This is a genomic window from Micromonospora sp. NPDC049257 (assembly GCF_040678915.1).
Classification (GTDB): domain Bacteria; phylum Actinomycetota; class Actinomycetes; order Mycobacteriales; family Micromonosporaceae; genus Micromonospora; species Micromonospora antibiotica.
Genome location: NZ_JBFAQU010000003.1, coordinates 85,215 through 108,796, shown reverse-complemented (window position 1 = coordinate 108,796; position 23,582 = coordinate 85,215). Strand labels below are relative to the sequence as shown.

Sequence of the window (23,582 nt, the reverse complement as noted above, 5' to 3'; positions counted from 1 at the left end):
TACCCAGAGTGCATCGGATTTCCTGATTCGCCCACCGATCTGTCCGGTGTTCTCGCAGCTCAGCCGCTATTTCAGGGTACGGATCACCCGTGCTGGGTTACCCACGGCGACCACGTTGGCCGGTAGGTCGCGGGTGACCACCGCGCCGGCCCCGACCACCGTGTTCGCCCCGATGGTCACTCCGGCGAGGACGATCACCCCGCCGCCGAGCCAGACGTTGTCGCCGATGGTGATCGGCTGGGCGGACTCCCACTTGGCCCGGCGGGGCTCCGCCTCGACCGGGTGGGTGGCGGTGAGCAGTTGCACGTTGGGTCCGATCTGGACGTCCGCGCCGATGGTGATCCGGGCCACGTCGAGCAGGACCGCGTTGAAGTTGACGAAGCTGCGGGCCCCGAGGTGGGTCTGCCAGCCGTAGTCGCAGTGCAGCGGCGGGCGTACCCAGGCGCCCTCGCCGAGGCTGCCGAGCAGGTCGCGCAGGGTGGCGAGCCGGCCCTGCGGGTCGTCGGCGGCGCTGCGGTTGAAGCGTTCGGTGAGCCGCGCCGCGCGGTCCAGGTCGGCGATGATCTCGGGCTCGTTCGCGATGTACGGCTCGCCGGCGAGCATGCGTTCCCTCATGGACGTCACCAGGCCATGGTCACCGGTCGGTCGTCCCCGGGGTGGGAAGTGGGTCGGTCCTGTCGCAGCAATGTGTCCGGACGGTCATCATTCGGCCTTCTATTTGCATACCGGGTATGTAATTCTAGGCGTCGATGTGACTCCGGTCATGAAACGCCCCAGAAGGAGGATCCGTTGCACGGAAGCAGAAGAACCGCGGCCGGCGGGTTGGTGCTCGCCCTGGCTCTCGGTCTGCCGGCGACGGGCGCGAACGCCGCCCCGGCCGCCCCGCCCGCGTCCCGGCCCACCACGCCGGCCGCCGGCTCCACCACGGTCACCCTGATCACCGGGGACCAGGTCACCGTCACCCGCACCGGTGGCGCCGCCGTGCGCCCCGGCGTCGGCCGCAAGCACCAGCAGTTCCTGGTCCGCCGCGAACACGGCCACCTCAACGTGGTGCCCCGCGACGCGCTGCCGCTGCTGCGCTCGGGCCAGGTCGACCGGCGGCTGTTCGACGTCACCGCGCTGATCGCCGCCCGCTACGACGACGCCCACCGGGACAATCTGCCACTGCTGGTGTCGTACCGCTCGGAGCAGTCCCGGCGTGGCGCGACCGCGCTGCCCGGCACCCGGGTGACCCGCGAGCTCCCGGCGATCCAGGGCGCGGCCCTGACCGCCGGCAAGTCCTCAGCCGGCGCGGTCTGGTCCACGCTCACCGGTGCCGGCAGTGCCCGACTCGGCGCGGCAGGGGGCGTCGAGCGGATCTGGTTGGACGGTCGTCGCGCACTCTCCCTCGACCACAGCGTGCCCCAGATCGGTGCGCCGACCGCATGGGCGGCCGGTTACACCGGCAAGGGGGTGACCGTCGCGGTGCTGGACACCGGCGTCGACGCCACCCACCCGGACCTGGCCGGCAAGGTGAGCGAGGCACGCAACTTCAGCGACACGCCGGACCAGAAGGACACCGTCGGGCACGGCACCCACGTCGCGTCCACCATCGCCGGCAGCGGTGCCGCCTCCGGTGGGAAGTACAAGGGCGTCGCGCCGGACGCGAAGCTCCTCGACGGCAAGGTCTGCGAGGAGTTCGGCTGCGCCGAGTCGTCGATCCTGGCCGGCATGCAGTGGGCCACTGTCGACAAGAAGGCCGCCGTGGTCAACCTCAGCCTCGGTGGCACGGACACCCCGGAGGTCGACCCGCTGGAGGAGGCCGTCCAGACGCTGACCGCCCAGACCGGCAGCCTCTTCGTCATCGCCGCCGGCAACGACGGCCGGGACGGCTCGGTCGGCTCACCTGGCAGCGCCGACGCCGCGCTCACCGTCGGCGCGGTCGACCGGGACGACGAACTGGCCGACTTCTCCAGCCGGGGTCCCCGGGTCGGTGACGACGCGCTCAAGCCCGACATCACCGCACCCGGCGTCGACATCGTGGCCGCCCGCTCCGTCGACGGCCAGATCGGTGACCCGGTGGGGACGCAGTACGTCGCACTCTCCGGCACCTCGATGGCCACCCCGCACGTCGCCGGCTCGGTGGCGTTGCTGGCCCAGCAGCACCCCGGCTGGAAGGCCGGGCAGCTCAAGGCGACCCTGATGGCCGCCGCCAAGCCGCACCCCACGCAGACCGCATACGAGCAGGGCGCCGGTCGGGTGGACCTGACCCGGGCGATCACCGAGCAGGTCACCACCGACCCGGTCAGCGTCTCGTTCGGTCGGGCCCTCTGGCCGCACGGCGACGACGCCCCGATCACCCGGACCGTCGCCTGGCACAACGCCGGGACGGCCCCGGTCACCCTCGACCTGACCCTTGAGGTGCAGGGACCGGGCGGGAAGGCCGCGCCGGCCGGCATGTTCACCCTCGGCGTCAACCGGATCACCGTCCCGGCCGGCGGTCGGGCCGAGACCACCGTCACCGCCGACACCCGACTCGGTGTCGACGGCTACTGGACCGGTCGGGTGGTGGCCCGGTCGGGGTCCACCGTCGCGGTGACCCCGCTGGCCGTGCACCGGGAGGTGGAGAGCTACACCGTCACGCTCACCCACCTCGACCGCAGCGGAAAGCCCGGCGGCGACTACTCGACCACCCTGGCCGACCTCACCGGGTACGACCTGGTGGACGTCACCGACTTCGACGGCGTCGCCGAGGTCCGGGTCCCCAAGGGCAGGTACGGGCTGAGCAGCGTCTTCTTCGAGCCGGGGCCGGACGAGCAGTCGGGCGGGCTGGCCCTGCTCGCCCAGCCGGAGCTGGTGGTCGACGGCGACACGGCGGTCACCATCGATCTGCGCAAGGCCAAGCCGGTGCGGATGACCGTCCCGCAGGCCGACGCGAAGGTCGCCCTGGTCGACGTCAGCGCCAACTTCCTCACCCCCGACGGCGGCAGCTTCGGCTCCGGCATCGTCTCCTTCGACACCTTCGACGGACTGTCCACCGGGCAGCTCGGCAGGGCGGTGTCGGCCGACGAGTTCGTCGCCACCGTCAACAGCCAGTGGGCCGACCTCGAAGCCGAGCACAGCCCCTACCTGTACGCGCTGGCCGAGACCATCCCGGGCAGGCTGCCCAGTGGTTTCGTCCGCGACTACCGCAAGCGTGACCTGGCCACGGTGGTGCACAGGTTCCGTGACCCGTACCCGAAGATGGAAGCCGAGCGGCTGGTCTTCCCGGACAACGGCTACAACACCGGCGGCTGGGCCGTCGGGCTCGCCACCGACGTGCCCGGCCAGCGGGTCGAGCACTACAGCACCAAGGGTGTGCGCTGGGACTCCGAACTGGACTTCGGCACCCGGACCGAGGATGGCTGGCTGGACCTCCAGGCGATCCTCCTGAGCCGGTCCGCCGCCTACCAGGCAGGCCGCCGGGTCACCGAGACCTGGGGGGCCGCGCCGCTCGGGCCGTCCCTGCCCACCCCACGCTGGCCGGAGGAGAGCGTCACCCGGATCGGGGACACCATCCTGGTGAGCGTGGCACTGCACAGTGACGCGGCCGGGCACATCGGGGTGTCGCTCAACGACACCGCCCGTACCGTCCTGTGGCGCAACGGCAAGCTGGTGGAGGAGCTCGACACCTCGGGGTACGGCGAGTTCACCGTGCCGAAGGGGGACGCCGACTACAAGCTGACCGTCGGGGCCAAGCGGAACCTCACCGACCTCAGCACCGAGGTGGAGGCGAGCTGGACCTTCCGCTCGGGGCACGTGGCGGGTGACACGCCGAAGCGGCTGCAGCTGTCGGAGATCCGGTTCACCCCGCGGCTGAACGCCGACAACACCGCCCCGGCCGGGCAGGTCTTCGCCGTACCGGTGCAGGTGCGGCGGCAGGCGGGCGCCGGCACCGCCAAGCTGGCGAAGCTCAGCGTCGACGTGTCGTACGACGGCGGGAAGACCTGGCGGCGGGCGACCGTGGTGAAGGTGCCGGGCCAGGGCACGGTGGCGCTGGTCAAGCACCCGGCCGGTGCCGGGTACGCGTCCCTGCGGGCGACCGCCCGGGACACCGACGGCAACACCGCGAGCACCCGGATCATCCAGGCGTACCGCCTGAAGTGACCCGACGCCCGGGCCCGCGACGGTGACGTCGCGGGCCCGGACCCGTGCGCGCACCCGACGGCGGCCCGCACGCCGCCGGGCGGCCCGGGCGTCGGCGTGCCGGGCGGCCCGGTCGTCGGCGTTTCGGGCGGTTCAGTCGTTGGCGTGCAGGGCGGCGTTCAGCTCGATGCCCCGACCCGTGCGCGGCTTCGCCTCCAACGCGCCGGTCACCGAGTTACGCCAGAACAGCAGCCCGTCGACGCCGGACAGCTCACGGGCCTTGACCACCCGGCCGTCCGGCAGAGTGATCTTGGAGGCGGCGGTGACGTAGCAGCCGGCCTCGACCACACAGTCGTCGCCGAGCGAGATGCCGACCCCGGCGTTCGCGCCGACCAGGCTCCGCTCACCGATGCGGACCCGGTCGGTGCCGCCACCGGAGAGGGTCCCCATGATCGACGCGCCGCCGCCGATGTCGGAGCCGTCACCGACCACCACACCCTGCACGATCCGGCCCTCGACCATCGAGGTGCCCAGCGTGCCGGCGTTGAAGTTGACGAAACCCTCCTGCATCACGGTGGTTCCCGTGGCGAGGTGGGCGCCGAGCCGGACCCGGTCCGCGTCGGCGATCCGCACCCCGGCGGGCACCACGTAGTCGGTCATCCGGGGGAACTTGTCCACCCCGTACACGGCCAGGTGGCGGCCGGCGGCCCGCTCGATCACCCGCAGCTCGTCGACCCGCTCCGGCGGGCACGGCCCGGCCGAGGTCCAGGCCACGTTCGCCAGTTTGCCGAAGATGCCGTCGAGGTTCAGCTCGTTGGGCCGCACCAGGCGGTGGGAGAGCAGGTGCAGCCGCAGGTACGCGTCGGCGGCGTCCTTGATCGGCTCGTCCAGCGCGCCGATCACGGTGACCACCTGCACCGTACGCAGACCCGGCAGGGCCCGCTCGCCGATCGCGCCGGGTGGCAGGTCGAGCACGTCGGCCTGGTCCTCGCCGGGGACCAGCGGCAGCTCACCCAGGCCCAGCTTGCCGGTCGGGTACCAGGTGTCGAGCACCTGCTCGGCGGCGGTCACGGTGGCCACGCCGATTCCCCAGGCGGATTGGGACGTCACTGTTCTACCCTCTCGTTCGCGGCTGCGGGGCCGGTGGGCTCACCCCTCGCGCCCACCGTTCAGGACGGTACCGTGCGAACCATGGAGAACCCGCTTACCCCCGAGGTCCTGGCCGATCCGGTGGCGCTGACCCGTGCCCTGGTCGACATCGAGTCCGTCTCCCTCGACGAGAAGGCGATCGCCGACTGCGTCGAGGAGGTGCTGCGCCGGGTGCCGCACCTGAGCACCTTCCGGCACGGCAACACGGTGATGGCGCGCACGGACCTCGGCCGGGACTCCCGGGTGGTGCTCGCCGGGCACCTGGACACGGTGCCCCTCAACGACAACTTCCCGTCGACCATGCGCGGCGACCTGATGTACGGCTGCGGCACCTCCGACATGAAGTCCGGGGTGGCCTTCGCGCTGCACCTGGCGGTGACCCTGCCCGACCCCCGCTACGACGTGACGTACCTGTTCTACGAGGCCGAGGAGATCGAGTCCCGGTACAACGGCCTCACCCTGGTCGGTGGGGCGCACCCGGAGTGGCTCCAGGCCGACTTCGCGGTGCTGCTGGAGCCGACGTACGGCATCGTCGAGGTCGGCTGTCAGGGCACCATGCGGGCGGTCGTCACCCTGCACGGCGAGCGGGCCCACGCGGCCCGGTCCTGGCGTGGGGTGAACGCCATCCACGGGGCGGGCGAGGTGCTGCGCCGGCTCTCGACGTACGAGGCGCGGCGGGTCACCATCGACGGCTGCGACTTCCGTGAGGGCCTGAACGCGGTGCGGATCGGCGGCGGGGTGGCCGGCAACGTCGTCCCCGACCGCTGCGAGATCGAGATCAACTACCGGTTCGCCCCGGACCGCGACCCGGCGGCAGCCGAGGCGCACCTGCGCGAAGTGCTCGCCGGCTACGAGTTGACGGTCACCGACGCGGCGGCCGGCGCACTCCCCGGCCTCAAGGCCCCGGTGGCCCAGGAGTTCCTGGCGGCGGTGGGCTCGGCCCCGAGGGGCAAGCTGGGCTGGACGGACGTCGCCCGGTTCGCGGCGATGGGCATCCCGGCGCTGAACTTCGGCCCGGGCGACCCCAACCTGGCCCACCACAAGGACGAGCACGTCGAACTGACCAAGATCCGCGACGGCGCCGCCACCCTCCACCGCTGGCTGACCCCCGCCTAACCCACCCCCCACCCCAACCCACCCCAACCCACCCCAACCCACCCCACCCCGCGCTCCGCCCGCGCCCCGGCTCGGCCCGGTGATCAAGAGGTTTGCGTCACGGGGAGCGCTCTCCCGGCCCGCAAACTTCTTGATCACCAGCCGCAAACTTCTTGATCGCCAGTGCGGGGAGGGGCGCGGGTGGGGTGTGGGCGCTGGAAGGGGTGGGGGATGCATGGTGAGGCCCCGGGGTCGGGGACCGCCGGGGCCGTGGTGGGGCTGGTGGGGTGAAACTCAGGGTGAGGCTGGTTGGGTGAGGCTGGTGGGGTGAGGCTGATTGGGTGGGGAGCGGGGTGGGGCTGGTTGGGCGGGTGGTGGGTGTCAGACGGTGGTGAGGCGGGGATTGTCGGGTTCGGTGGGCTCGACGGGCTGGGCGGCGGGTTCCACCGGCACCTCCAGCTGTCGGGCGCGGCGGCGCTCGGCCACCACCTCGTTGATCCGTCGCTGCATCTGCCGGCGGATACGCATCCGCTCGTTGTTGCTGATCACGCTTGCTCCTCCCCCGAAGGCGCGCGCCGGGCCATACCCGGTATGTGAATAGTAAGACGTACGGGCGACAGAATTAGTTGCCCATGATCGCGAACTTTTTCTCCGACCTGTCGGCCGGCACCGCCCTGACGTGCGCCTCCACTACGGTGGCTGTCATGAGTCAGACCAACGGGCGGCGGCCGGGCCGCGATCCGGAGCGGCACCGGGGAGCGGTCACGCTGCGCCGTGGCGCGATCCCCACCAGCACCGCTGACCAGCGGTTGTTGGACTCCCGGGGGCGCAGCGACTGGAAAACCAAGGACGCCTGGCGCGCGCTGCGGATCCTCGCCGAGTTCGTCGAGGGCTTCGACACGCTGGCCGACCTGCCGCCCGCGGTGAGTGTCTTCGGCTCCGCGCGTAGTAAACCCGACAGTCCGGAGTGCCGGCTGGCCGAGGAGTTGGGGGCCGGCCTCGCCCGGGCCGGTTACGCGGTGATCACCGGCGGTGGCCCCGGAGTGATGGAGGCGGCCAACCGGGGTGCCAGTGAAGCCGGCGGCCTCTCCGTCGGGCTGGGCATCGAACTTCCCTTCGAGCAGGGGCTCAACGACTGGGTCGACCTGGCCATCGACTTCCGCTACTTTTTCGCCCGCAAGACCATGTTCGTCAAGTACGCCCAGGCGTTCGTCGTGCTGCCCGGCGGCTTCGGCACCATGGACGAGCTGTTCGAGGCGCTCACCCTGGTGCAGACCGGCAAGGTGACCCGCTTCCCGGTGGTGCTGATGGGCACCGACTACTGGCGGGGGCTGCTCGACTGGCTGCGGGACAGCATGGCTGCCGAGGGCAAGATCGGCCCGGTGGACCTGGAGCTGATCTGCCTCACCGACGACGTCGACGCGGCGGTACGGCACATCGTCGAGGCCGAGGCGGCCCTCGCCGTCGACCAGGAGGCGGTACGTGAGGAGGCGGTCGCCCGGACCGCCGCCGACCAACAGGCCGCCCGCCGGGCCGCCGCCGTCGCAGACGCCACCGACACGAAGCCCGGCACCCCCGCGTCGGGCAGTCCCGCGTCGGGCAGTCTCTCGCCCGGCAGTCCCGCGTCGGGCAGCCACCCATCGGGCAGTCACCCATCGGGCAGCCACGCGTCCGGCAGTCCGACGTCGAGCAGCGCCGATTCCGGTAGCCCGCCGCCAGGCAGCCCCGCGTCCGGTCCGGCCGGGCCTGGTGAGCCGGGGTCCGGTGAGTCAGGGTCCGGTGAGCCGGGGTCCGGGGCGGGCCGGGGTGTCGTCGACGGTCGGGAGGGCTGAGCCGGTGGCGGCGATCTGTGTCTTCTGCGCGTCCTCCCGTACCCTCGACCAGCGCTGGTTGGATCTGGCGGCCGAGACCGGCGCGGAGCTGGCCCGGCGCGGGCACACGCTGGTCAGCGGCGGTGGCTGCGTCGGCATGATGGGCGCCCTCGTCGACGGGGCGCGGGCGGCCGGTGGGCGCACCGTCGGGGTGATCCCGCAGGCGCTGGTGGACCTGGAGGTCGCCGACCTGGCCTCGGACGAACTGCTCGTCACCGACGGCATGGCCAGCCGCAAGACCATCATGATCGAGAAGTCGGACGCGTTCCTCACCCTGCCCGGCGGACTGGGCACCCTGGACGAGCTGTTCGAGGTCTGGACCACGGCCACCCTGGCCATGCACACCAAGCCGATGGTGCTGGTCGACACCGACGGCTTCTACCGTCCATTGCTCGACTGGCTGGGCACCATCACCGAACAGACCTTCCTCAAGCCGGCCGGCCTGGGCCTGCTCACTGTCGCCCCCACCGTCTCGACCGCGCTGGACGCCCTGGAGTCCCAACTGCCCTGATCCCCACCCGTCGCCGGGGCCGGGCGGTGCGGGTTCGGGCCGGGTGGCCGGCACCGACTTCCGACCGCCGGCCACCGGCCGGGCCCGGGCGGGGTGGTGCGGTGGGTGGTGTCGTACCCGCGTGGTGGGATGTGGGGGTGCAGGGGTACCGGCTGGTGCGCCGACCTGCCGGATCGGGCCCGGAAGGCGGCCGGTCCGCCGCGAGCGTCCGGGGGGACGGTCGGCACGGCGGGGCGACCGTGGGCCCGGATCGGGCCGGGTCAGGCGTCGAGGGGGAGCCGCGGCCCGGGGGGTCGGCGGGCGATGCCGCGTACCCCCGGGGGGAGTTGCGGCTCCGGGCAACGGCGAGTGGGGCCACCCACCCGCCGGCGCGTCGGCCCGATCCGCTCCAGGCGGAGGTCGTGGCGCACACCGCCGGGCCGATGCTGGTCCTCGGCGGGCCGGGCACCGGCAAGACCGGCACCCTGGTCGAGGCGGTCGCCGCCCGGGTCGCCGAGGGGGTCGACCCGGAGCGCCTGCTGGTGCTCACCTTCAGCCGTCGGCAGGCCACCGGGCTGCGGCACCGGATCGAGGCCCGGATCGCCGCCGACGGCCACCGGGTGCTGCGCGAGCCGCTGGTGCGCACCTTCCCGGCGTACGCCTTCGGCCTGCTGCGCCGGGCCGCCGCCGAACGCGGCGAGCCGTCCCCCCGGCTGCTCACCGGGCCCGAGCAGGATCTGATCATCCGGGAGCTGCTGGACGTCGTCGGCACCGAACCCGACGACCCGGTCGGTTGGCCGGACGACCTGCTCCCCGCCCTGCGTACCCGGGCGTTCGCCGGCCAGCTGCGTGACCTGCTGATGCGGGCCGCCGAACGCGGCGTCGGGCCGGTCGAGCTGGCCCGGCTGGGGGAGAAGCTGGGCCGCACCGACTGGCCGGCCGCCGCCCGGTTCCTCCGGGAGTACGTCGCCGTCCTCGCGCTGCGCGACGTCAGCAACCGGGGCTCCGTGGCGTACGACCCGGCCGAGCTGGTGCGGGCGGCCACCGGCATGCTCCTCGACGATCCGGAGCTGCTGGAGGCCGAGCGTCGCCGGCTGGCCCACGTCTACGTCGACGAACTGGCCGACACCGACCCGGCCCAGCAGGACCTGCTGGCCGTCCTGGCCGGTGGTGGCCGTTCCCTGGTGGCCTTCGCCGACCCGGACTCCTCCACGTACGCCTTCCGGGGTGCCGACCCGGCCGTGGTGACCGCCTTCCCGCACCGGTTCCGGACGGCCTCCGGGGCCCCGGCGGCGCAGGTCACCCTCACCACGTCCTACCGCGCGGGTGCGGTGCTGCTCGGGGCCACCGGTCGCCTGGCCCGGCGGTTGCGCGGGCCGGCCGGGCACCGGCGGCTACGACCGCTGCCCGACGCGCCACCCGGCAGCGTGCAGGTGCGTACCTTCCGTTCGGCCACCAGCGAGGCCGCCTGGTTGGCCCACGCGCTGCGCTCCGCCCACCTACTCGACGGGGTGCCCTGGTCGGCGATGGCGGTGCTGGTCCGCTCGACCCACCTGCACCTGCCGGCGCTGCGGCGGGCGTTGCACGCCGCCGGGGTGCCCACCGTCGTGCACGGCGAGGACCTGCCGCTGCACCTGCAACCCGCGGTCGCCCCGCTGCTGCTCCTGCTGCGCTGCGCGCTCGAACCGGCCCGGCTGGACGAGGAGTCCGCGGTCGCCCTGCTGCACTCGCCGCTGGGCGGGGCCGACCCGCTGGCCGAGCGGCGGCTGCGGCAGGGGCTGCGGGCGCTCGCGCTGGCCCGGGGCGACCGGCGGCCCTCCGGCGAGCTGATCGTCGAGGCGCTGGCCGACCCGGCGGAGCTGGCCGGCATCGAACGCCGCTGGGTCGAGCCGGCCCGGACGGTGGCGGAGCTGCTCGCCACCGCGCGGACGGCGGCGGCGGTGCCCGGGGCCACCGCCGAGGACGTGCTCTGGGCGGTGTGGGACGCCAGCGGGCTCGCCGAACGCTGGGCGGGGGCGATCAACCGGGGCCGGGAGGCCACCGGGGAGCACGAGACCGCCCAGCGTTGGCGGGCCGAGGCCGCCGACCGGGACCTCGACGCGGTGCTGGTGCTCTTCGACGCGGCGGCCCGGTTCGTCGACCGGCTGCCCGGCGCGCGTACCGAGGTATTCCTCGACCACGTCCTCGGCCAGGATCTGCCGGCGGACACCCTGGCGGCCAGCGCCGACCGGGGCGAGGCGGTCCGCCTGCTCACCGCGCACGCCGCCAAGGGACTGGAGTGGGACCTCGTCGCGGTGGCCGGCGTGCAGGAGGGCGTCTGGCCCGACCTGCGGCTGCGCGGCAGCCTGCTCGGCTCCGAACGGCTGGTCGACGTGCTGGTCGGCCGGGCGGACGGCACCGGCACCCGGGCCGGCCTGGTCGGGCAGACCTCCGCCCTGCTCGACGAGGAACGCCGGCTGTTCCACGTGGCGGTGACCCGGGCCCGGCGTCGGCTGCTGGTCACCGCCGTCGCCTCGGCGGCCGTCGGTGGCGACGACCACGAGGAGCAGCCCAGCCGCTTCCTGCACGAACTCGGCGTCACCGGCACCTCCGGCGACGACCCCACCCCGCCTGACGATCCGATCCCGCCTGACGATCCGATCCCGCCCGACGATCCGATCCCGACCCCGACCCGGCCCCCGACCTCGCCCGGGGGCCCCGCTCGGACCCCGTCCGTCGGCGGCGTCGGTGCCGACCGGGCGCAGGGTGACAGCACCACGCCGGCCCTGCCCACTGCCGGCGTGGACAACCAGGACCCGCGGCCGGAGCCGGCCCCCGCAGGGGCACCCTCCCGCCACGATCCGCCGACCGCCCGCCGCCACGGCGCCGAGGCGGCTGACCAGGGGTCGGCGGCGGGGCCCGGGGAGGCCGGTGACGCCCTGCCCGGCGAGTTGCCCGTGGGGCGGCCACCCCGGGCGCTCACCCTCTCCGCGCTGGTGGCTGAGCTGCGTACCGCAGTCGTCGATCCGGCGGCGTCGGTGGCCCGGCGGCGTGCGGCGGCGGCCGAACTGGCCCGGCTGGCCGCCGCCGGCATTCCCGGCGCGCACCCGGACGACTGGTGGGGGTTGCGCAGCCTCTCCGACGACCGGCCGTTGGCCGACGAGGGCGAACCGGTCCGGGTCACCCCGTCGGGGATGGAGAGCGCGCTGCGGTGCAGCCTGCGCTGGCTGCTCGAACGGCACGGCGGCAGCGGGCCGGCCAGCGCCGCCCAGGGCGTCGGCAACCTGGTGCACGCCGCCGCGATGCTGGCCGAGGACGCCAGCGCCGACCGCACGGCCCTGCTGGAGTACGTGGCCGCCCGGTTCGACGCGATCGAGCTGGCCGCCCGGTGGATGGTCGGCCCGGAACGGGACCGCGCCGAGGCCATGGTGGACAAGCTGCTGCGCTGGCTGGCCGGCAACCCGCGCCGGCTGCTCGCCATCGAACACGAGTTCGCGGTCCGCCTCGACGACCCGACCCGTCCGATCGAGCTGACCGGCCGGGTCGACCGGCTGGAGGTCGACGCCGACGGCCGGCTCGTGGTGATCGACCTCAAGACCGGCAAGTCGACGATGGTCACCGAGCGGGAGGTGGCCGAGCATCCGCAGCTCGGGGCGTACCAGGCGGCGGTGGAGGCGGGCGGGTTCGCCGAGTTCGGCGACGAGGCCGGGGGCGCGGCGCTGGTGCAGCTCGGTACCGGTGCGAAGGACGCCCGCGAGCAGACCCAGGCCGCCGCCGGGCAGGGCCCCGAGGCCGGCTGGGCCACCGCCCTGGTCCGGCGCACCGCCGATACGATGGCCGCCTCGACCTTCGCCGCCGTCGCCAACGCGAAGTGCCGGGTCTGCCCGGTGCGGACCAGCTGCCCCGTCTCCGGGCAGGGCCGCCAGGTCGTGGAGCCACCGGCGACCGGCCACGAGGGGGAGGGGTGACCCAACCGACGCTGTTCAGCGCGGCCACCCCCGCGCCCCGCGCCGCCGACGCCGGGCCGCGCTACACGCCGGTGGAGCTGGCCCGGCTGCTCCGGCTACCCGCCCCCACCGCCGAACAGGCCGCGATCATCGCGGCACCGGTCGCGCCGCTGCTGGTGGTGGCGGGTGCCGGTTCGGGCAAGACCGAGACGATGGCCGCCCGGGTGGTCTGGCTGGTCGCCAACTCCTACGTCCGCCCGGAGCAGATCCTCGGGCTGACCTTCACCCGCAAGGCGGCCGGTGAGTTGGCGCACCGGGTGCGGACCCGGCTCGACCAGCTGGTGCGGCGGCTCGGGCGGCGGGCCCGCAACCCGCTGGACGACCCGCTGGCCGGCGAGCCCACCGTCTCCACCTACCACTCGTACGCCGGGCGGATCGTCACCGAGCACGGGCTACGGGCCGGCTACGAGCCGACCACCCGGCTGCTCACCGAGGCGTCCCGGTGGCAGCTCGTCGATCTGCTGGTGCGCAACTACGACGGCGACATGTCCGAGGTCGACCGGATGCCGAGCACCATCACCGACGCCGTGCTCGCGCTGGCCGGCGAGTTGGACGAGCACCTGGTCGACCCGGACACCCTGGCCGCCTGGACGGGCCGGTTCTTCGCCGAGGTGCAGTCCCACCCGGGCCGGGTCTACGCCGACGTCCGCAAGGCCCTCCAGCTGCAACGCACCCGGCTGAAGCTGCTGCCGCTGGTGCGGGCGTACGCCCGGCGCAAGGACGACTTCGAGGCGATGGACTTCGCCGACCAGCTCGCCCGTGCCGCCCGGGTGGCCCGGGACCACCCGGCGGTCGGCGCGGTCGAGCGGGACCGCTTCCGGGTGGTGCTGCTCGACGAGTACCAGGACACCAGCCACGCCCAGGTGGTGCTGCTCAACCACCTCTTCGGCGGCGGTCACCCGGTCACCGCCGTCGGCGACCCCTGCCAGTCGATCTACGGGTGGCGGGGGGCCAGCGCCGGCACGCTGGACCGGTTCCCCACCGACTTCGCCCGCGCCGACGGTGCCCCCGCCGAGGCGATGAGCCTCACCACCAGCTGGCGTAACCGGCCGGAGATCCTCGGCGTGGCCAACGCGCTGTCGGTGCCGCTGCGGGCCGCCGGCGCCCGGGTGCCGGAGCTGCACGCCGCGCTGAGCGTCCGCGACCCGATCCCGCACCGCAGCCCGCGCGGACGGGCCGCCGGCACCGTGCACTGCGCGCTGCTGCCCACGTACGTCGACGAGGCGGACTGGATCGCCGACAGTGTGCTCGCCGCCTGGCGGGGGGCGGCCCGGATGCCCGGCGCGCTGCCCGAGCACATCCCGGTGCCGCAGCGCCCCGCCACCGCCGTGCTGGTCCGGCTGCGCAGCCAGATCCCGGCGATCGAGGCCGCCCTGCGGGCCCGGGGGCTGCCGGTCGAGGTGGTCGGCCTGGGCGGGCTGCTGGACACCCCTGAGGTACGGGACGTGGTCTGCACGCTGCGGGTGCTCGCCGACCCGACCGACGGTGCGGCGCTGCTGCGGCTGCTCACCGGGGCGCGCTGGCGGATCGGGCCGCGTGACCTGGTCGCCCTGCACCGGCGGGCGCGGGTCATCGCCCGGGCCCGCCGGGAGCTGACCGGCGACGACGGGTCGGAGATCGTCGTGGACACCCTCGACGAGGCGACCCTGGTGGAGGCGCTGGCCGATCTGGGGCCGGCGCAGACGTACTCGGCGGAGGGCTACGCGCGGCTGCGGTCGTACGGGATGGAGCTGGCCCTGCTGCGCTACCGGCTGGACCAGACGCTGCCGGAGCTGATCGCGGACGTGGAACGCACCATCGGGCTGGACGTCGAGGTGGCGGTCCGGGCCGGCCGGGACGGCACCGGCGACGCCGGACTGGCCCGGGGGCACCTGGACGCGCTCGGTGACGTGGCGGCCCGGTTCAGCGGCGAGACCCCGGCGGCGACGCTCGCCGGTTTCCTGGCCTACCTGGCCGCCGCCGAGGACGAGGAACGTGGGCTGTCCCCGGGCGAGGTGGAGGTGGTGGAGGGCGCGGTGCAGGTGCTCACCGCACACGCCGCCAAGGGCCTGGAGTGGGACGTCGTGGCGGTCGCCGGGTTGACCCGGGGCAGCTGGCCCGGTCAGGTCCGTAGCTCCGACCACTGGCTGGGTGGGCTCGGGGTGCTGCCGTTCCCGTTGCGCGGCGACGCCGACGGGTTGCCCACGCTCGACCTGACCGAGGTGATAGACCAGCGCGGGGTGGCCCGGGTGGTGTCCGACTTCACCGACGCCTGGCGGGCCCACGACGAGCGTGAGGAACGCCGGCTGGCGTACGTGGCGGTGACCCGGCCCCGGCGGCTGCTGCTCTGCTCCGGCTACTGGTGGGGGGAGGGGACCAAACGGTTCCGGGGCCCGTCGGTGCTGCTCCGCGAGGTGTACGACGCCTGCCTGGCCGGTGGGGACGGCCTGCTGGTCGACGAGTGGACGCCCGAGCCGGCCGGTGACGCGGTCAATCCGACCACCGAGGTGGTGCTGCGGGCGGAGTGGCCGGCCGACCCGCTGGGCCCCCGCCGGCCGGCGTTGACCGAGGCGGCGGCCCTGGTCCGCCGCTTCCTCGCCGACCCCGACGCGGCCCGCCGCGATCCCGCGCCCGCCGTGGTGCCCGGCGACCCACAGGTGGTGGCCCCCCAGGCGGTGGCCCCGCCTCCCACGGGCACGCCGGCGGCGGGCAGGGGGGCGGCTGGTCCGGAGGCGGCGGGTCCGGAGCCCGATCCGGAGGTGGCGCGGTGGCGGCGGGAGGCGGATCTGCTCCTGGCCGAGCGGGCGGAGCTGCTGCGGCAGGCCGAGGCGGTGGAGGTGGTGCTACCCGGGCACCTGTCGGTCACCCAGTTGGTGGCGCTGCGCCGGGACCCGGCGCAGCTGGCCCGTACGCTGCGCCGGCCGATGCCGGCCCCGCCCAGCCCGTACGCCCGGCGGGGTACCGCCTTCCACGCGTGGCTGGAGGCCCGCTTCGGGGCCGACCGGCTGCTCGACGTGGACGAGTTGCCGGGTGCGGCCGACGCGGACGCCGCCCCCGACGCGGCGCTGGCCGAGCTCCAGGAGCGCTTCCTGGCCAGCGAGTGGGCCGACCGGGTGCCGGTGGAGGTCGAGGTGCCGTTCGCCACGGTGCTGGCCGGCGTGGTGGTGCGGGGCCGGATGGACGCCGTGTTCACCCGCCCCGGCGGCCGGTACGACGTGGTCGACTGGAAGACCGGCCGGCAGCCGACCGGGGTTGAGGCCGAGGTGGTCGCGGTGCAGCTGGCCGTGTACCGGCTGGCCTGGGCGGAGCTGGCCGGAGTGCCGGTGGACCGGGTGGGGGCGGCCTTCCACTACGTCCGGGAGGGGGTGACGGTGCGGCCGGCGGACCTGCTGGACGCCGACGGGCTGACCACGATCATCGCCGGGTTGCCGGAAATTCCAGCGGGGGGTGGCGCTCCCGAAGATCCGTGGTAGGTTGTTCTTGTTGCAGTTTTGGTTTCCAGAGACTCTGTGTGCGCCTGGCGGATTGTGGCCCCAGGCGCTCTTTGTTGTGTCCGGAGCTCTCCGGGCGGGGCGACCAAAAACAACAGGCGATTCGCGCATCCCGCGCGGGGCGCTCCTCTTCGGGCCCGCAACAGGTGCGGGTTCGACGTTCCGTCAAGGAGACGAAACAGATGGCAATTGGCACCGTCAAGTGGTTCAACGCTGACAAGGGCTTCGGCTTCATCACCCCGGACGGCGGCGGCGCCGACGTCTTCGCCCACTTCTCGGCGATCCAGTCCTCCGGCTACCGGAGCCTGGACGAGAACCAGCGGGTCGAGTTCGAGGTGACCCAGGGCCAGAAGGGCCCGCAGGCGGAGAACATCCGCCCGCTCTGATCTTCGGATCGTCCGTAACACCCACCGGGTCCTCCGGACCCGGTGACGGACCGGTCCGCCGCGCCGCCCCCCGCTCCGGCGGGACGCGGCGTGCTGCGGCGGACCGGCCCGTACCCCATCGGTTCGTGCTTGTGAGTCTTCGACGGACTGCTCCGTCGGAGACCGCGCCGAGTCTCGGCGCCCTCCCTCGACACGTGCCGCGTCGAGGAAGGCATTCCGCATGACCATGACCATTCCCACCTTCGCCGCGACCGGCCTCGCGCCGGCGCTGCTCGCCGAGCTGACCAAGCAGGGCATCACCGAGCCGTTCCCGATCCAGACGGCCACCCTGCCGGACTCGCTGGCCGGCCGGGACGTGCTCGGCCGGGGCCGCACCGGCTCGGGCAAGACCCTCGCCTTCGGGCTCCCGCTGCTGCACCGCACCGCCGGTCACCGGGCCCGCCCGGGTCGCCCGCTCGCCCTGGTGCTGGTCCCCACCCGTGAGCTGGCCGCCCAGGTCACCACGGCACTCACCCCGTACGCCCGGGCGCTGGGGTTGCGCTGCGCCACCGTGGTCGGGGGGCTCTCCCTCCAGCGGCAGGCGGACGCGCTGCGCGCCGGCACCGAGGTGCTGGTGGCCACCCCCGGCCGGTTGCACGACCTGATCAACCGGGGCGACGCCCGCCTCGACCAGGTCGCCATCACCGTGCTGGACGAGGCCGACCAGATGGCCGACATGGGCTTCCTGCCGCAGGTGACCAAGCTGCTGGAGCAGGTCGCCCCGAACGGCCAGCGGATGCTCTTCTCGGCCACCCTGGACGGCGGGGTGGACCGCCTCGTCCGCCGGTTCCTCAGCAACCCGGTGTCGCACTCGGTGGACCCGGGCACCGCCACGGTGACCGCGATGACCCACCACGTGCTGCACGTCGACGCGGTCGACAAGCCCACCGCGCTCACCCAGATCGCCGCCCGCGAGGGCCGCACCATCCTGTTCATGGCGACGAAGCACCGGGCCGACCGGATGGCCCGCCAGCTGCTCGCCAAGGGCGTCCGCGCCGCGGCGCTGCACGGGGGGAAGTCCCAGCCGCAGCGCACCCGGATCCTGGAGCAGTTCCGCACCGGCCAGGTGACCGCGCTGGTCGCCACCGACGTGGCGGCCCGGGGCATCCACGTCGACGGTCTGGACATGGTGGTCAACGTGGACCCGCCGACCGAGGCGAAGGACTACCTGCACCGGGGTGGCCGTACCGCCCGCGCCGGTGAGGCCGGTCAGGTGGTCACCCTGGTCCTGCCGGAGCAGCGCCGGGACGTCTCCCGGCTGATGAGCGTGGCCGGCATCAAGCCGCAGTCCACCCAGGTACGCCTCGGCGACGGAGCGCTGGCCCGGGTGACCGGGGCCCGTGAGCCGTCCGGTGTGCCGGTGACGATCGTCGTCCCGACGCCCACCCCGGCCGCCCGGCCGCGTGCCGCTGTCGGTGGCGGCACGGGTGGCGGTGGCGAGGGTGGTCGGTCGCACCGGGCGTCGGGCCGGTCCCGTCGACCGCGTCGCCCCCGTACCGCCTGACCGACCGGTCCCCGCCCGACCCGGGCCGTCCGCCGGGCTTGGTCACGTTCGACTCAGCCGGGCCGCCCGTCGGGCCTTGTCACGTTCGACTCAGCCGGGCCGTTGTTGCGGTGTCATCGTGTCGACGATGCCGCACATCGGCCCGGCTGAGTCGATCGTGCTTTCGGGCCGGGTGAGGGTCGGGTGCCGCCGGCCGATGGACGGTGCGGGGTCGGGCGGAGACCCTCGGTGATCATGGTGGCGGGTGGGTCGGTTTGCCGGCTCTATTGCGTCCGATCGGTGACTGTTCCACCGTGCCCGGCTGGTCGAAGCTTGCTCGCGGGGGAAGAACCGGCCGGCACGGTCGGGCACGGGAGGGGTGACCATGGGGGGCGACGTCGAGTCGGGAGCGGGACGCGAGCTGATGGTGGTGTTAGCCGTGGCCGGTGCCGGGCTCCTGCTCGCCATGGTCGCGGCGTTCGCGCCCTGGCACCCGAGGCCGGGGCGGACCGCCCCGGCCGGGCTGGTCGAGTTGCACAGCCCTGACGAGGGGCGCCCGCCGACGGTCGAGCTGACCGCCGGCTGAGTCGACCCCGCGGGGGCCGTGGGGCCCGCGGGGCCGAGGGCCCGGGTGCCCGTCCGACCGTCGGATCCTGGGGGGTCGACGGTCGGACGGACACCCCGGACCAGCGGTTCGCAGGCGGTCAGCGGGTCGGCTGCCGTGAGCGATCGAACGGCGCGGCCGGTCGGGTGTCTTCGCAGCCGAACGGCGCGGCTTGTCAGGTGTCGTCGCAGCCGAACGGTGCGGCCGGTCGGGTGTCGTCAGCGGCCGAACGGCACCGCGTCCGGACCCTGCCCGCAGGCGGGCCGGCCGGCGTCACCGGTCGAACCGGGTCAGCGGCTGGGCGTCGGCAGTGGGGCCGGGGCATGGTCCTGGCGGACCAGCAGGTCGGTCAGGGTGGTCTGGTCGACCACCACGGCGATCGCGCCGTCCACGGCGAGCCAGACGTCGCGCAGGCCGGTCGCCACCCCGTGGTAGCCGGCGTCCTCGGCGGGCAGCCCACGGACGGTGGTCAGTGATCCACCGACGGCACGCAGCACGTCCCCGACGCTGATCTGCGAGGCGGGTCGGGTCAGCGCGTAGCCGCCCTCGGTGCCCCGGTGACTGTGCAGCAGACCCGCGCGGCGCAGGTCGAGCAGGATGCCCTGAAGGAAGCTCAACGGAATACCCTGCGCCTGCGCCAGGCACGCCGCCTTGACGAGTTCACCGCCACCGCCACCGCCACGGCCCCCACCGCCGCCACCAGGGCTCCCACGGTCGCCACCACCCCCGGACCGGCCGTCCTCGAACCGGTCGCCGCTGTCAGGCCGACCGCTGCCGCCCTCGGGCCTGCTGCCGCCCTCGGGGCGGCCGGGCCCATCCGTGGAGTGGGTGGTCTCGCCGTCGCCGGACGCGGCGACGGCGAGCATGGCCCGGAGCGCATAGTCACTGCGCGCGGAGATGTACACGTCACTGACCAGCCTGGTCCAGTACGCCCCAGCGGCGGCGGATCGCCCGGTCGGCCGCCCCGAACGCGGCGTCGACCACCAGCCCGACGACCAGGATGACGATCATCGTGGCGAGCAGCCAGGGCGCGTCGGACAACTCCCGTGAGTAGGTGAGCTGGGCACCCAGGGACGTCTGTGAGATGCCGACCACCAGCAGCTCACCGGCCATCAGGCTGCGCCAGGAGAAGGCCCAGCCCTGCTTGAGCCCGGCGACGATGGCGGGCAGCGCGGCCGGCGCGATGACGTACCGGTAGAGGTTCAGCCCCCGGGCGCCGAGGTTGCGGCCGGCCCGGACCAGCAGCGGCGGCACGTAGTCGACGCCGCTGATCACCCCGTTGGCGATGGACGGCGCGGCACCGAGCACCACCACGAAGAAGATCGCCTTCTCGCTCAGCTCGAACAGCAGGATGGCCAGCGGGAACCAGGCGATCGACGGCATCGTCTGCAACGCGGTGATCATCGAGCCGATCGCCGCCCGGAGCACCTTGGACCGGGCCACCGCCAGGCCGACCAGCAGGCCGACCGCGACGGAGAAGAGGTAGCCCAGGGCGGCCCGTTGCAGGGTGGTGGCGAGCCCGTCCCAGAGTTGCCGCCCGCTGGCCTGCCGGGCCAGTTCCTCGGCGACGGTGACCGGGCCGGGCAGCGAGTACGGCGGCTTCCAGCCGCTCCAGACCACCACCTGCCACAACCCGATGGCGATGGCGAGCGCGGCGAGCTTGGGCCAGGTGGACGCCCAGAGCCGGGCCCCCCGGGAGACCTCCTTGTCGCGACCGGCGATCTCCAGCGCGTCCAGCCCGGAGATCTCCGCGTCGGTGCGGGCCGAGCCGGTCAGGGTGTCACTTGCCATGGCGGCCCACCTCGGTACGGAGTCGGTCGGTGACCTCGGAGGCGATCGCGGCCACCTCGGGGGAGTCGATACGCCGGGGGCGGGACACGTTCACCTCGGTGGACCAGATGATCCGGCCGGGCCTGCTGCTGAGCAGGATGATCCGGTCGGCGAGCCGGGCCGCCTCACGGACGTTGTGCGTCACGAACAGCACGGTGAGCTGCCGCTCGGCCCAGATCCGTTCCAGCTCGTCGTGCAGGATGTCCCGGGTCATCGCGTCGAGCGCGCCGAACGGCTCGTCCATCAGCAGGACCGGGGTGTCCAGGGCGAGGGTGCGGGCCAGGGCGACCCGCTGCCGCATGCCGCCGGACAGCTCGTGCGGCCGTTTGCGGCCGAAGTCGGACAGGTGGACGGTGCTCAGCAGCTCGGCCACCCGCTCCCGACGCTCGGCCCGGGGCAGCCCGCGCAGCTTCAACGGCACCTCGACGTTGGCCTCGACGGTCAGCCACGGGAAGAGCGCCGGCTCCTGGAACATCAGGCCGGGGTGGGCGTCGTCGGCCACCGTGATGGTGCCGCCCTGCGCGCGGTCCAGCCCGGCGACGAGGTTGAGCAGGGTGCTCTTGCCGCAGCCGGACGCGCCGACGAGGCAGACGAACTCGCCGGGCCGGACGTCGAGGCTGACCCCGTCCAGGGCGAGGACGGCGTTCGTCCCGCGCCCGTACACCTTGGTCACGCCGGAGAGCGCGACCGCGGCGGTCGCGCTCTGCGGCGGTGTCGTGGTCGACGTCACGGCTGGGTGACCTCGGCCTGGCCCTGCGTCTTGAGCACCTCGTTGAGGTACTTCAGGTCGTAGAGGCCGTTCAGGTCGACCGGCTGGGTCAGCTCGACGGCGACGGCGTGGTCCAGCCCGGTCTTGAGCGAGGACGCGATCGGGTCGTTGGTGAACAGCAGGGTCGGCCAGGCCTGCTTGATCAGCTTGAGGTCCAGCGGCTTGCCGGTGATCTTGCCGATGTGGTCGGAGATGGCCTGCTGGGCCTCGTCCGGCTTGGTGTTGACGAAGTCGTTCGCCGCGACCTGCCCCTCGACCAGCTTCTTCACCGCGTCGGGGTGGGCCTTGAGGAAGTTGGTGGAGACGATCAGGTTGGTGATGACGAACTTCTTGTCCGGCCAGAGGTCCCGCTCGTCGACGAGGACCTTGCCGCCCGCGTTGACCAGCCGGGAGACGAACGGCTCGGGCACCCACGCGCCGTCGATCGAGCCGCTGGAGAAGGTCTCCACCGTCTGGGCGTTCTCCTGCGGGACGATCTTGACGTCGCCGCCGCCCTCCTTGGTGGTCTTGAGGCCCTTCTCCTTGAGCCAGTAGCGGATGGCGACGTCCTGGGTGTTGCCGAGCTGCGGGGTGGCGATCTTCTTGCCGCGCAGCTGCTCGACCGAGGTGATCCCGGGCTTGACCACCAGGGCGACCCCGCCGGAGGCGGCGCCGGAGATGACCCGGACGGCCTCGCCCTTGGACTTGGAGAACGCGTTCACCGTCGGGTTCGGGCCGATGTACGTGGCGTCGAGCGCGCCGGAGAAGATCGCCTCGATGGCGGCCGGGCCGGCGTTGAACGTCTTGGTCTCCAGCTTGACGTCGCTGCCGAGCTTGTCCTCGAAGATCTTCTTCTCCACCCCCACCACGGCCGGGGCGTGCGTGATGTTGGGGAAGTAGCCCAGCCGCAGGGTGACCGGGCCGGAGTCGCCGCCGGCGCTGTCGTCGTCGCCGCACGCGGCGGTGGTGCCCATCGTGGCCGCGCCGACGACGGCGAGGGTGGCGAGGGAGATCAGCCGACGGAAGGGGAGCCGTCTCATCATCTGTCCAATCCGCAGTATTCCTATTTAGTTGGTAGGAAGAGTGGGCCAGGGGTCCATTGACGTCAAGCGCCGTCCACATCATGGGATGTCGGGTCTCAGATATTCCTGGTTTTCCTACCTTCTTGATAGGTTTAGCTGCCCCGGCGAGGCAGACCGGGCGGGACACGGCGAGAGGGCTGCCGACATGACCTTCCACTGGTTCCTCCCCACCTCCGGCGACGGCGACCAGGTCGGCGCGGCCACCGTCGCCGCAGGCGCGGCCCGGCACGCACGGGCCGCCACGATCGGATATCTGACCGAGGTGGCCCGGGCCGCCGAGGCGGGCGGGTTCCGCGCACTGCTCACCCCGGTCGGCTCCGGCTGCCCCGACCCGTGGATCGTCTGCGCCGCCGTCACCCAGCACACCGAACGGATCGGCCTGCTGGTCGCCGTCCGCGCCGGCTTCGCCCTGCCCACCCTGGTCGCCCAGCAGGCCGAGGCGTTCCAGGCGGTCTCCGGCGGCCGGCTCGCGCTGAACATCGTCACCGGCGGCGACCCCACCGAGCAGCGGGCGTACGGCGACTTCCTCGACCACGACGCCCGCTACGCCCGTACCGGGGAATTCATCGAGGTGCTCCGCCGCTCCTGGCGCGGCGGCCCGTTCGACTTCGCCGGTGAGCACTACCGGATCGACGGCGGTGGGCTCGCCAGCCCGTTGGTCGACCCGCCCCCGGTCTACCTCGGCGGCGCGTCCCCGGCCGCCGAGGCGGTCGCCGCCCGGCAGGCCGACGCGTACCTGATGTGGGGCGAGCCACCGGCGGCGATCGCCACCCGGGTGGCCCGGGTCCGCGCCCGCGCCGCCGAGCAGGGCCGCACCCTGCGCACCGGGCTGCGGCTGCACGTCATCGCCCGGCACACCGCCGCCGAGGCGTGGGCCGAGGCCGACCGGCTGCGGGCCGGGATGAGCCCGGAGCGGATCGCCGCCGCCCAGGCCCGGTTCGGCCGGATGGACTCCGTCGGCCAGGCCCGGATGACCGCGCTGCACGGCGGCGGCAGCGGACGCCTCGCCGTCGCGACGAACCTGTGGGCCGGCATCGGCCTGGTCCGCGAGGGGGCGGGCACCGCGCTGGTCGGCAGCTACGCCGAGGTCGCCGCCCGGCTCGACGAGTACGCCCACAGCGGCGTCGACGAGTTCATCCTCTCCGGCTGGCCGCACCGGGAGGAGGCGGAACGCGTCGGCGCGGAGGTGCTGCCCCGGGTCACCGCGCTGCCCGTCGCGGTGTCGCACTGAGACGCGGGTCGCGG

General features: G+C 73.8%; 15 protein-coding genes and 2 pseudogenes. 10 read left to right on the top strand and 7 right to left on the bottom strand.

Features of this window, described 5'->3' with window-relative positions:
• Positions 1-66 precede the first annotated feature (66 nt).
• A complete protein-coding gene (locus AB0K25_RS06700) occupies positions 67-624 on the bottom strand; it encodes a sugar O-acetyltransferase (protein ID WP_308290910.1) in 558 nt (185 codons plus the stop codon).
• A 201-nt stretch (positions 625-825) separates the two neighbouring features.
• Between AB0K25_RS06700 and AB0K25_RS06695 the strand changes: the two genes are divergently transcribed.
• On the top strand, positions 826-4,125 hold the full coding sequence (locus AB0K25_RS06695) for a S8 family serine peptidase (RefSeq protein ID WP_219470363.1): 3,300 nt from the start codon (positions 826-828) through the stop codon (positions 4,123-4,125).
• Between the two features lie 132 nt (positions 4,126-4,257).
• On the opposite strand, the gene dapD is transcribed toward AB0K25_RS06695, so the two are convergent.
• Positions 4,258-5,214: a 2,3,4,5-tetrahydropyridine-2,6-dicarboxylate N-succinyltransferase gene (dapD, locus tag AB0K25_RS06690; protein ID WP_219464603.1), complete on the bottom strand. Its 957-nt coding sequence runs from the start codon at positions 5,212-5,214 to the stop codon at positions 4,258-4,260.
• Positions 5,215-5,295: 81 nt separating this feature from the next.
• Between dapD and dapE the strand changes: the two genes are divergently transcribed.
• Positions 5,296-6,369: a succinyl-diaminopimelate desuccinylase gene (gene dapE / locus AB0K25_RS06685; RefSeq protein ID WP_208568050.1), complete on the top strand. Its 1,074-nt coding sequence runs from the start codon at positions 5,296-5,298 to the stop codon at positions 6,367-6,369.
• A gap of 360 nt (positions 6,370-6,729) precedes the next feature.
• On the opposite strand, the gene AB0K25_RS06680 is transcribed toward dapE, so the two are convergent.
• Positions 6,730-6,897, bottom strand: coding sequence for a hypothetical protein (locus tag AB0K25_RS06680; protein WP_208568156.1), 168 nt, complete (start codon positions 6,895-6,897; stop codon positions 6,730-6,732).
• Between the two features lie 155 nt (positions 6,898-7,052).
• On the opposite strand from AB0K25_RS06680, the pseudogene AB0K25_RS06675 reads away from it, so the two are divergent.
• The 7 genes and pseudogenes from AB0K25_RS06675 to AB0K25_RS06645 all read left to right on the top strand — a co-directional run.
• Positions 7,053-7,874 (top strand): annotated as a pseudogene (locus AB0K25_RS06675) (TIGR00730 family Rossman fold protein); the annotation flags it as partial.
• Positions 7,875-8,184: 310 nt separating this feature from the next.
• The gene (locus AB0K25_RS06670; RefSeq protein WP_219464602.1) at positions 8,185-8,730 is read left to right on the top strand and encodes a TIGR00730 family Rossman fold protein; all 546 of its coding nucleotides are present in this window, start codon (positions 8,185-8,187) and stop codon (positions 8,728-8,730) included.
• 422 nt (positions 8,731-9,152) lie between these two features.
• The gene (locus AB0K25_RS06665; protein WP_357535283.1) at positions 9,153-12,656 is read left to right on the top strand and encodes an ATP-dependent DNA helicase; all 3,504 of its coding nucleotides are present in this window, start codon (positions 9,153-9,155) and stop codon (positions 12,654-12,656) included.
• The gene (locus AB0K25_RS06660; RefSeq protein ID WP_357535149.1) at positions 12,653-16,147 is read left to right on the top strand and encodes a UvrD-helicase domain-containing protein; all 3,495 of its coding nucleotides are present in this window, start codon (positions 12,653-12,655) and stop codon (positions 16,145-16,147) included. The genes AB0K25_RS06665 and AB0K25_RS06660 overlap by 4 nt, the downstream gene beginning before the upstream one ends.
• Positions 16,148-16,347: 200 nt before the next feature.
• On the top strand, positions 16,348-16,551 hold the full coding sequence (locus AB0K25_RS06655; protein ID WP_007464836.1) for a cold-shock protein: 204 nt from the start codon (positions 16,348-16,350) through the stop codon (positions 16,549-16,551).
• Between the two features lie 220 nt (positions 16,552-16,771).
• Entirely contained in the window at positions 16,772-18,094 is a 1,323-nt protein-coding gene (locus AB0K25_RS06650) for a DEAD/DEAH box helicase (RefSeq protein WP_219464599.1), read from the top strand.
• A gap of 364 nt (positions 18,095-18,458) precedes the next feature.
• A complete protein-coding gene (locus AB0K25_RS06645; protein ID WP_208568054.1) occupies positions 18,459-18,659 on the top strand; it encodes a hypothetical protein in 201 nt (66 codons plus the stop codon).
• Positions 18,660-18,967: 308 nt separating this feature from the next.
• On the opposite strand, the pseudogene AB0K25_RS06640 reads toward AB0K25_RS06645, so the two are convergent.
• From AB0K25_RS06640 to AB0K25_RS06625, 4 genes and pseudogenes are all read right to left on the bottom strand, one after another.
• A pseudogene (locus tag AB0K25_RS06640) lies at positions 18,968-19,345 on the bottom strand (Rrf2 family transcriptional regulator); the annotation flags it as partial.
• A gap of 238 nt (positions 19,346-19,583) precedes the next feature.
• Positions 19,584-20,468, bottom strand: coding sequence for an ABC transporter permease (locus AB0K25_RS06635; protein ID WP_219464598.1), 885 nt, complete (start codon positions 20,466-20,468; stop codon positions 19,584-19,586).
• Positions 20,458-21,237, bottom strand: coding sequence for an ABC transporter ATP-binding protein (locus AB0K25_RS06630; protein ID WP_208568056.1), 780 nt, complete (start codon positions 21,235-21,237; stop codon positions 20,458-20,460). The genes AB0K25_RS06635 and AB0K25_RS06630 overlap by 11 nt, the downstream gene beginning before the upstream one ends.
• On the bottom strand, positions 21,234-22,295 hold the full coding sequence (locus AB0K25_RS06625) for an ABC transporter substrate-binding protein (RefSeq protein ID WP_357535281.1): 1,062 nt from the start codon (positions 22,293-22,295) through the stop codon (positions 21,234-21,236). Before AB0K25_RS06625 ends, AB0K25_RS06630 begins: the two co-directional genes overlap by 4 nt.
• A 187-nt stretch (positions 22,296-22,482) precedes the next feature.
• Between AB0K25_RS06625 and AB0K25_RS06620 the strand changes: the two genes are divergently transcribed.
• Positions 22,483-23,568, top strand: coding sequence for an LLM class flavin-dependent oxidoreductase (locus tag AB0K25_RS06620; protein WP_219464596.1), 1,086 nt, complete (start codon positions 22,483-22,485; stop codon positions 23,566-23,568).
• The last annotated feature ends 14 nt before the right edge of the window (positions 23,569-23,582 follow it).

What these genes read in the sequence shown, in the direction of transcription:
- AB0K25_RS06645 (WP_208568054.1), top strand. Translation starts at nt 18,459, where the DNA reads ATGGGGGGCGACGTCGAGTCGGGAGCGGGACGCGAGCTGATGGTGGTG.
- AB0K25_RS06620 (WP_219464596.1), top strand. Translation starts at nt 22,483, where the DNA reads ATGACCTTCCACTGGTTCCTCCCCACCTCCGGCGACGGCGACCAGGTC.
- AB0K25_RS06665 (WP_357535283.1), top strand. Translation starts at nt 9,153, where the DNA reads ATGCTGGTCCTCGGCGGGCCGGGCACCGGCAAGACCGGCACCCTGGTC.
- AB0K25_RS06625 (WP_357535281.1), bottom strand. Translation starts at nt 22,295, where the DNA reads ATGAGACGGCTCCCCTTCCGTCGGCTGATCTCCCTCGCCACCCTCGCC.
- AB0K25_RS06650 (WP_219464599.1), top strand. Translation starts at nt 16,772, where the DNA reads ATGACCATGACCATTCCCACCTTCGCCGCGACCGGCCTCGCGCCGGCG.
- AB0K25_RS06655 (WP_007464836.1), top strand. Translation starts at nt 16,348, where the DNA reads ATGGCAATTGGCACCGTCAAGTGGTTCAACGCTGACAAGGGCTTCGGC.
- dapE (WP_208568050.1), top strand. Translation starts at nt 5,296, where the DNA reads ATGGAGAACCCGCTTACCCCCGAGGTCCTGGCCGATCCGGTGGCGCTG.
- AB0K25_RS06635 (WP_219464598.1), bottom strand. Translation starts at nt 20,468, where the DNA reads ATGGCAAGTGACACCCTGACCGGCTCGGCCCGCACCGACGCGGAGATC.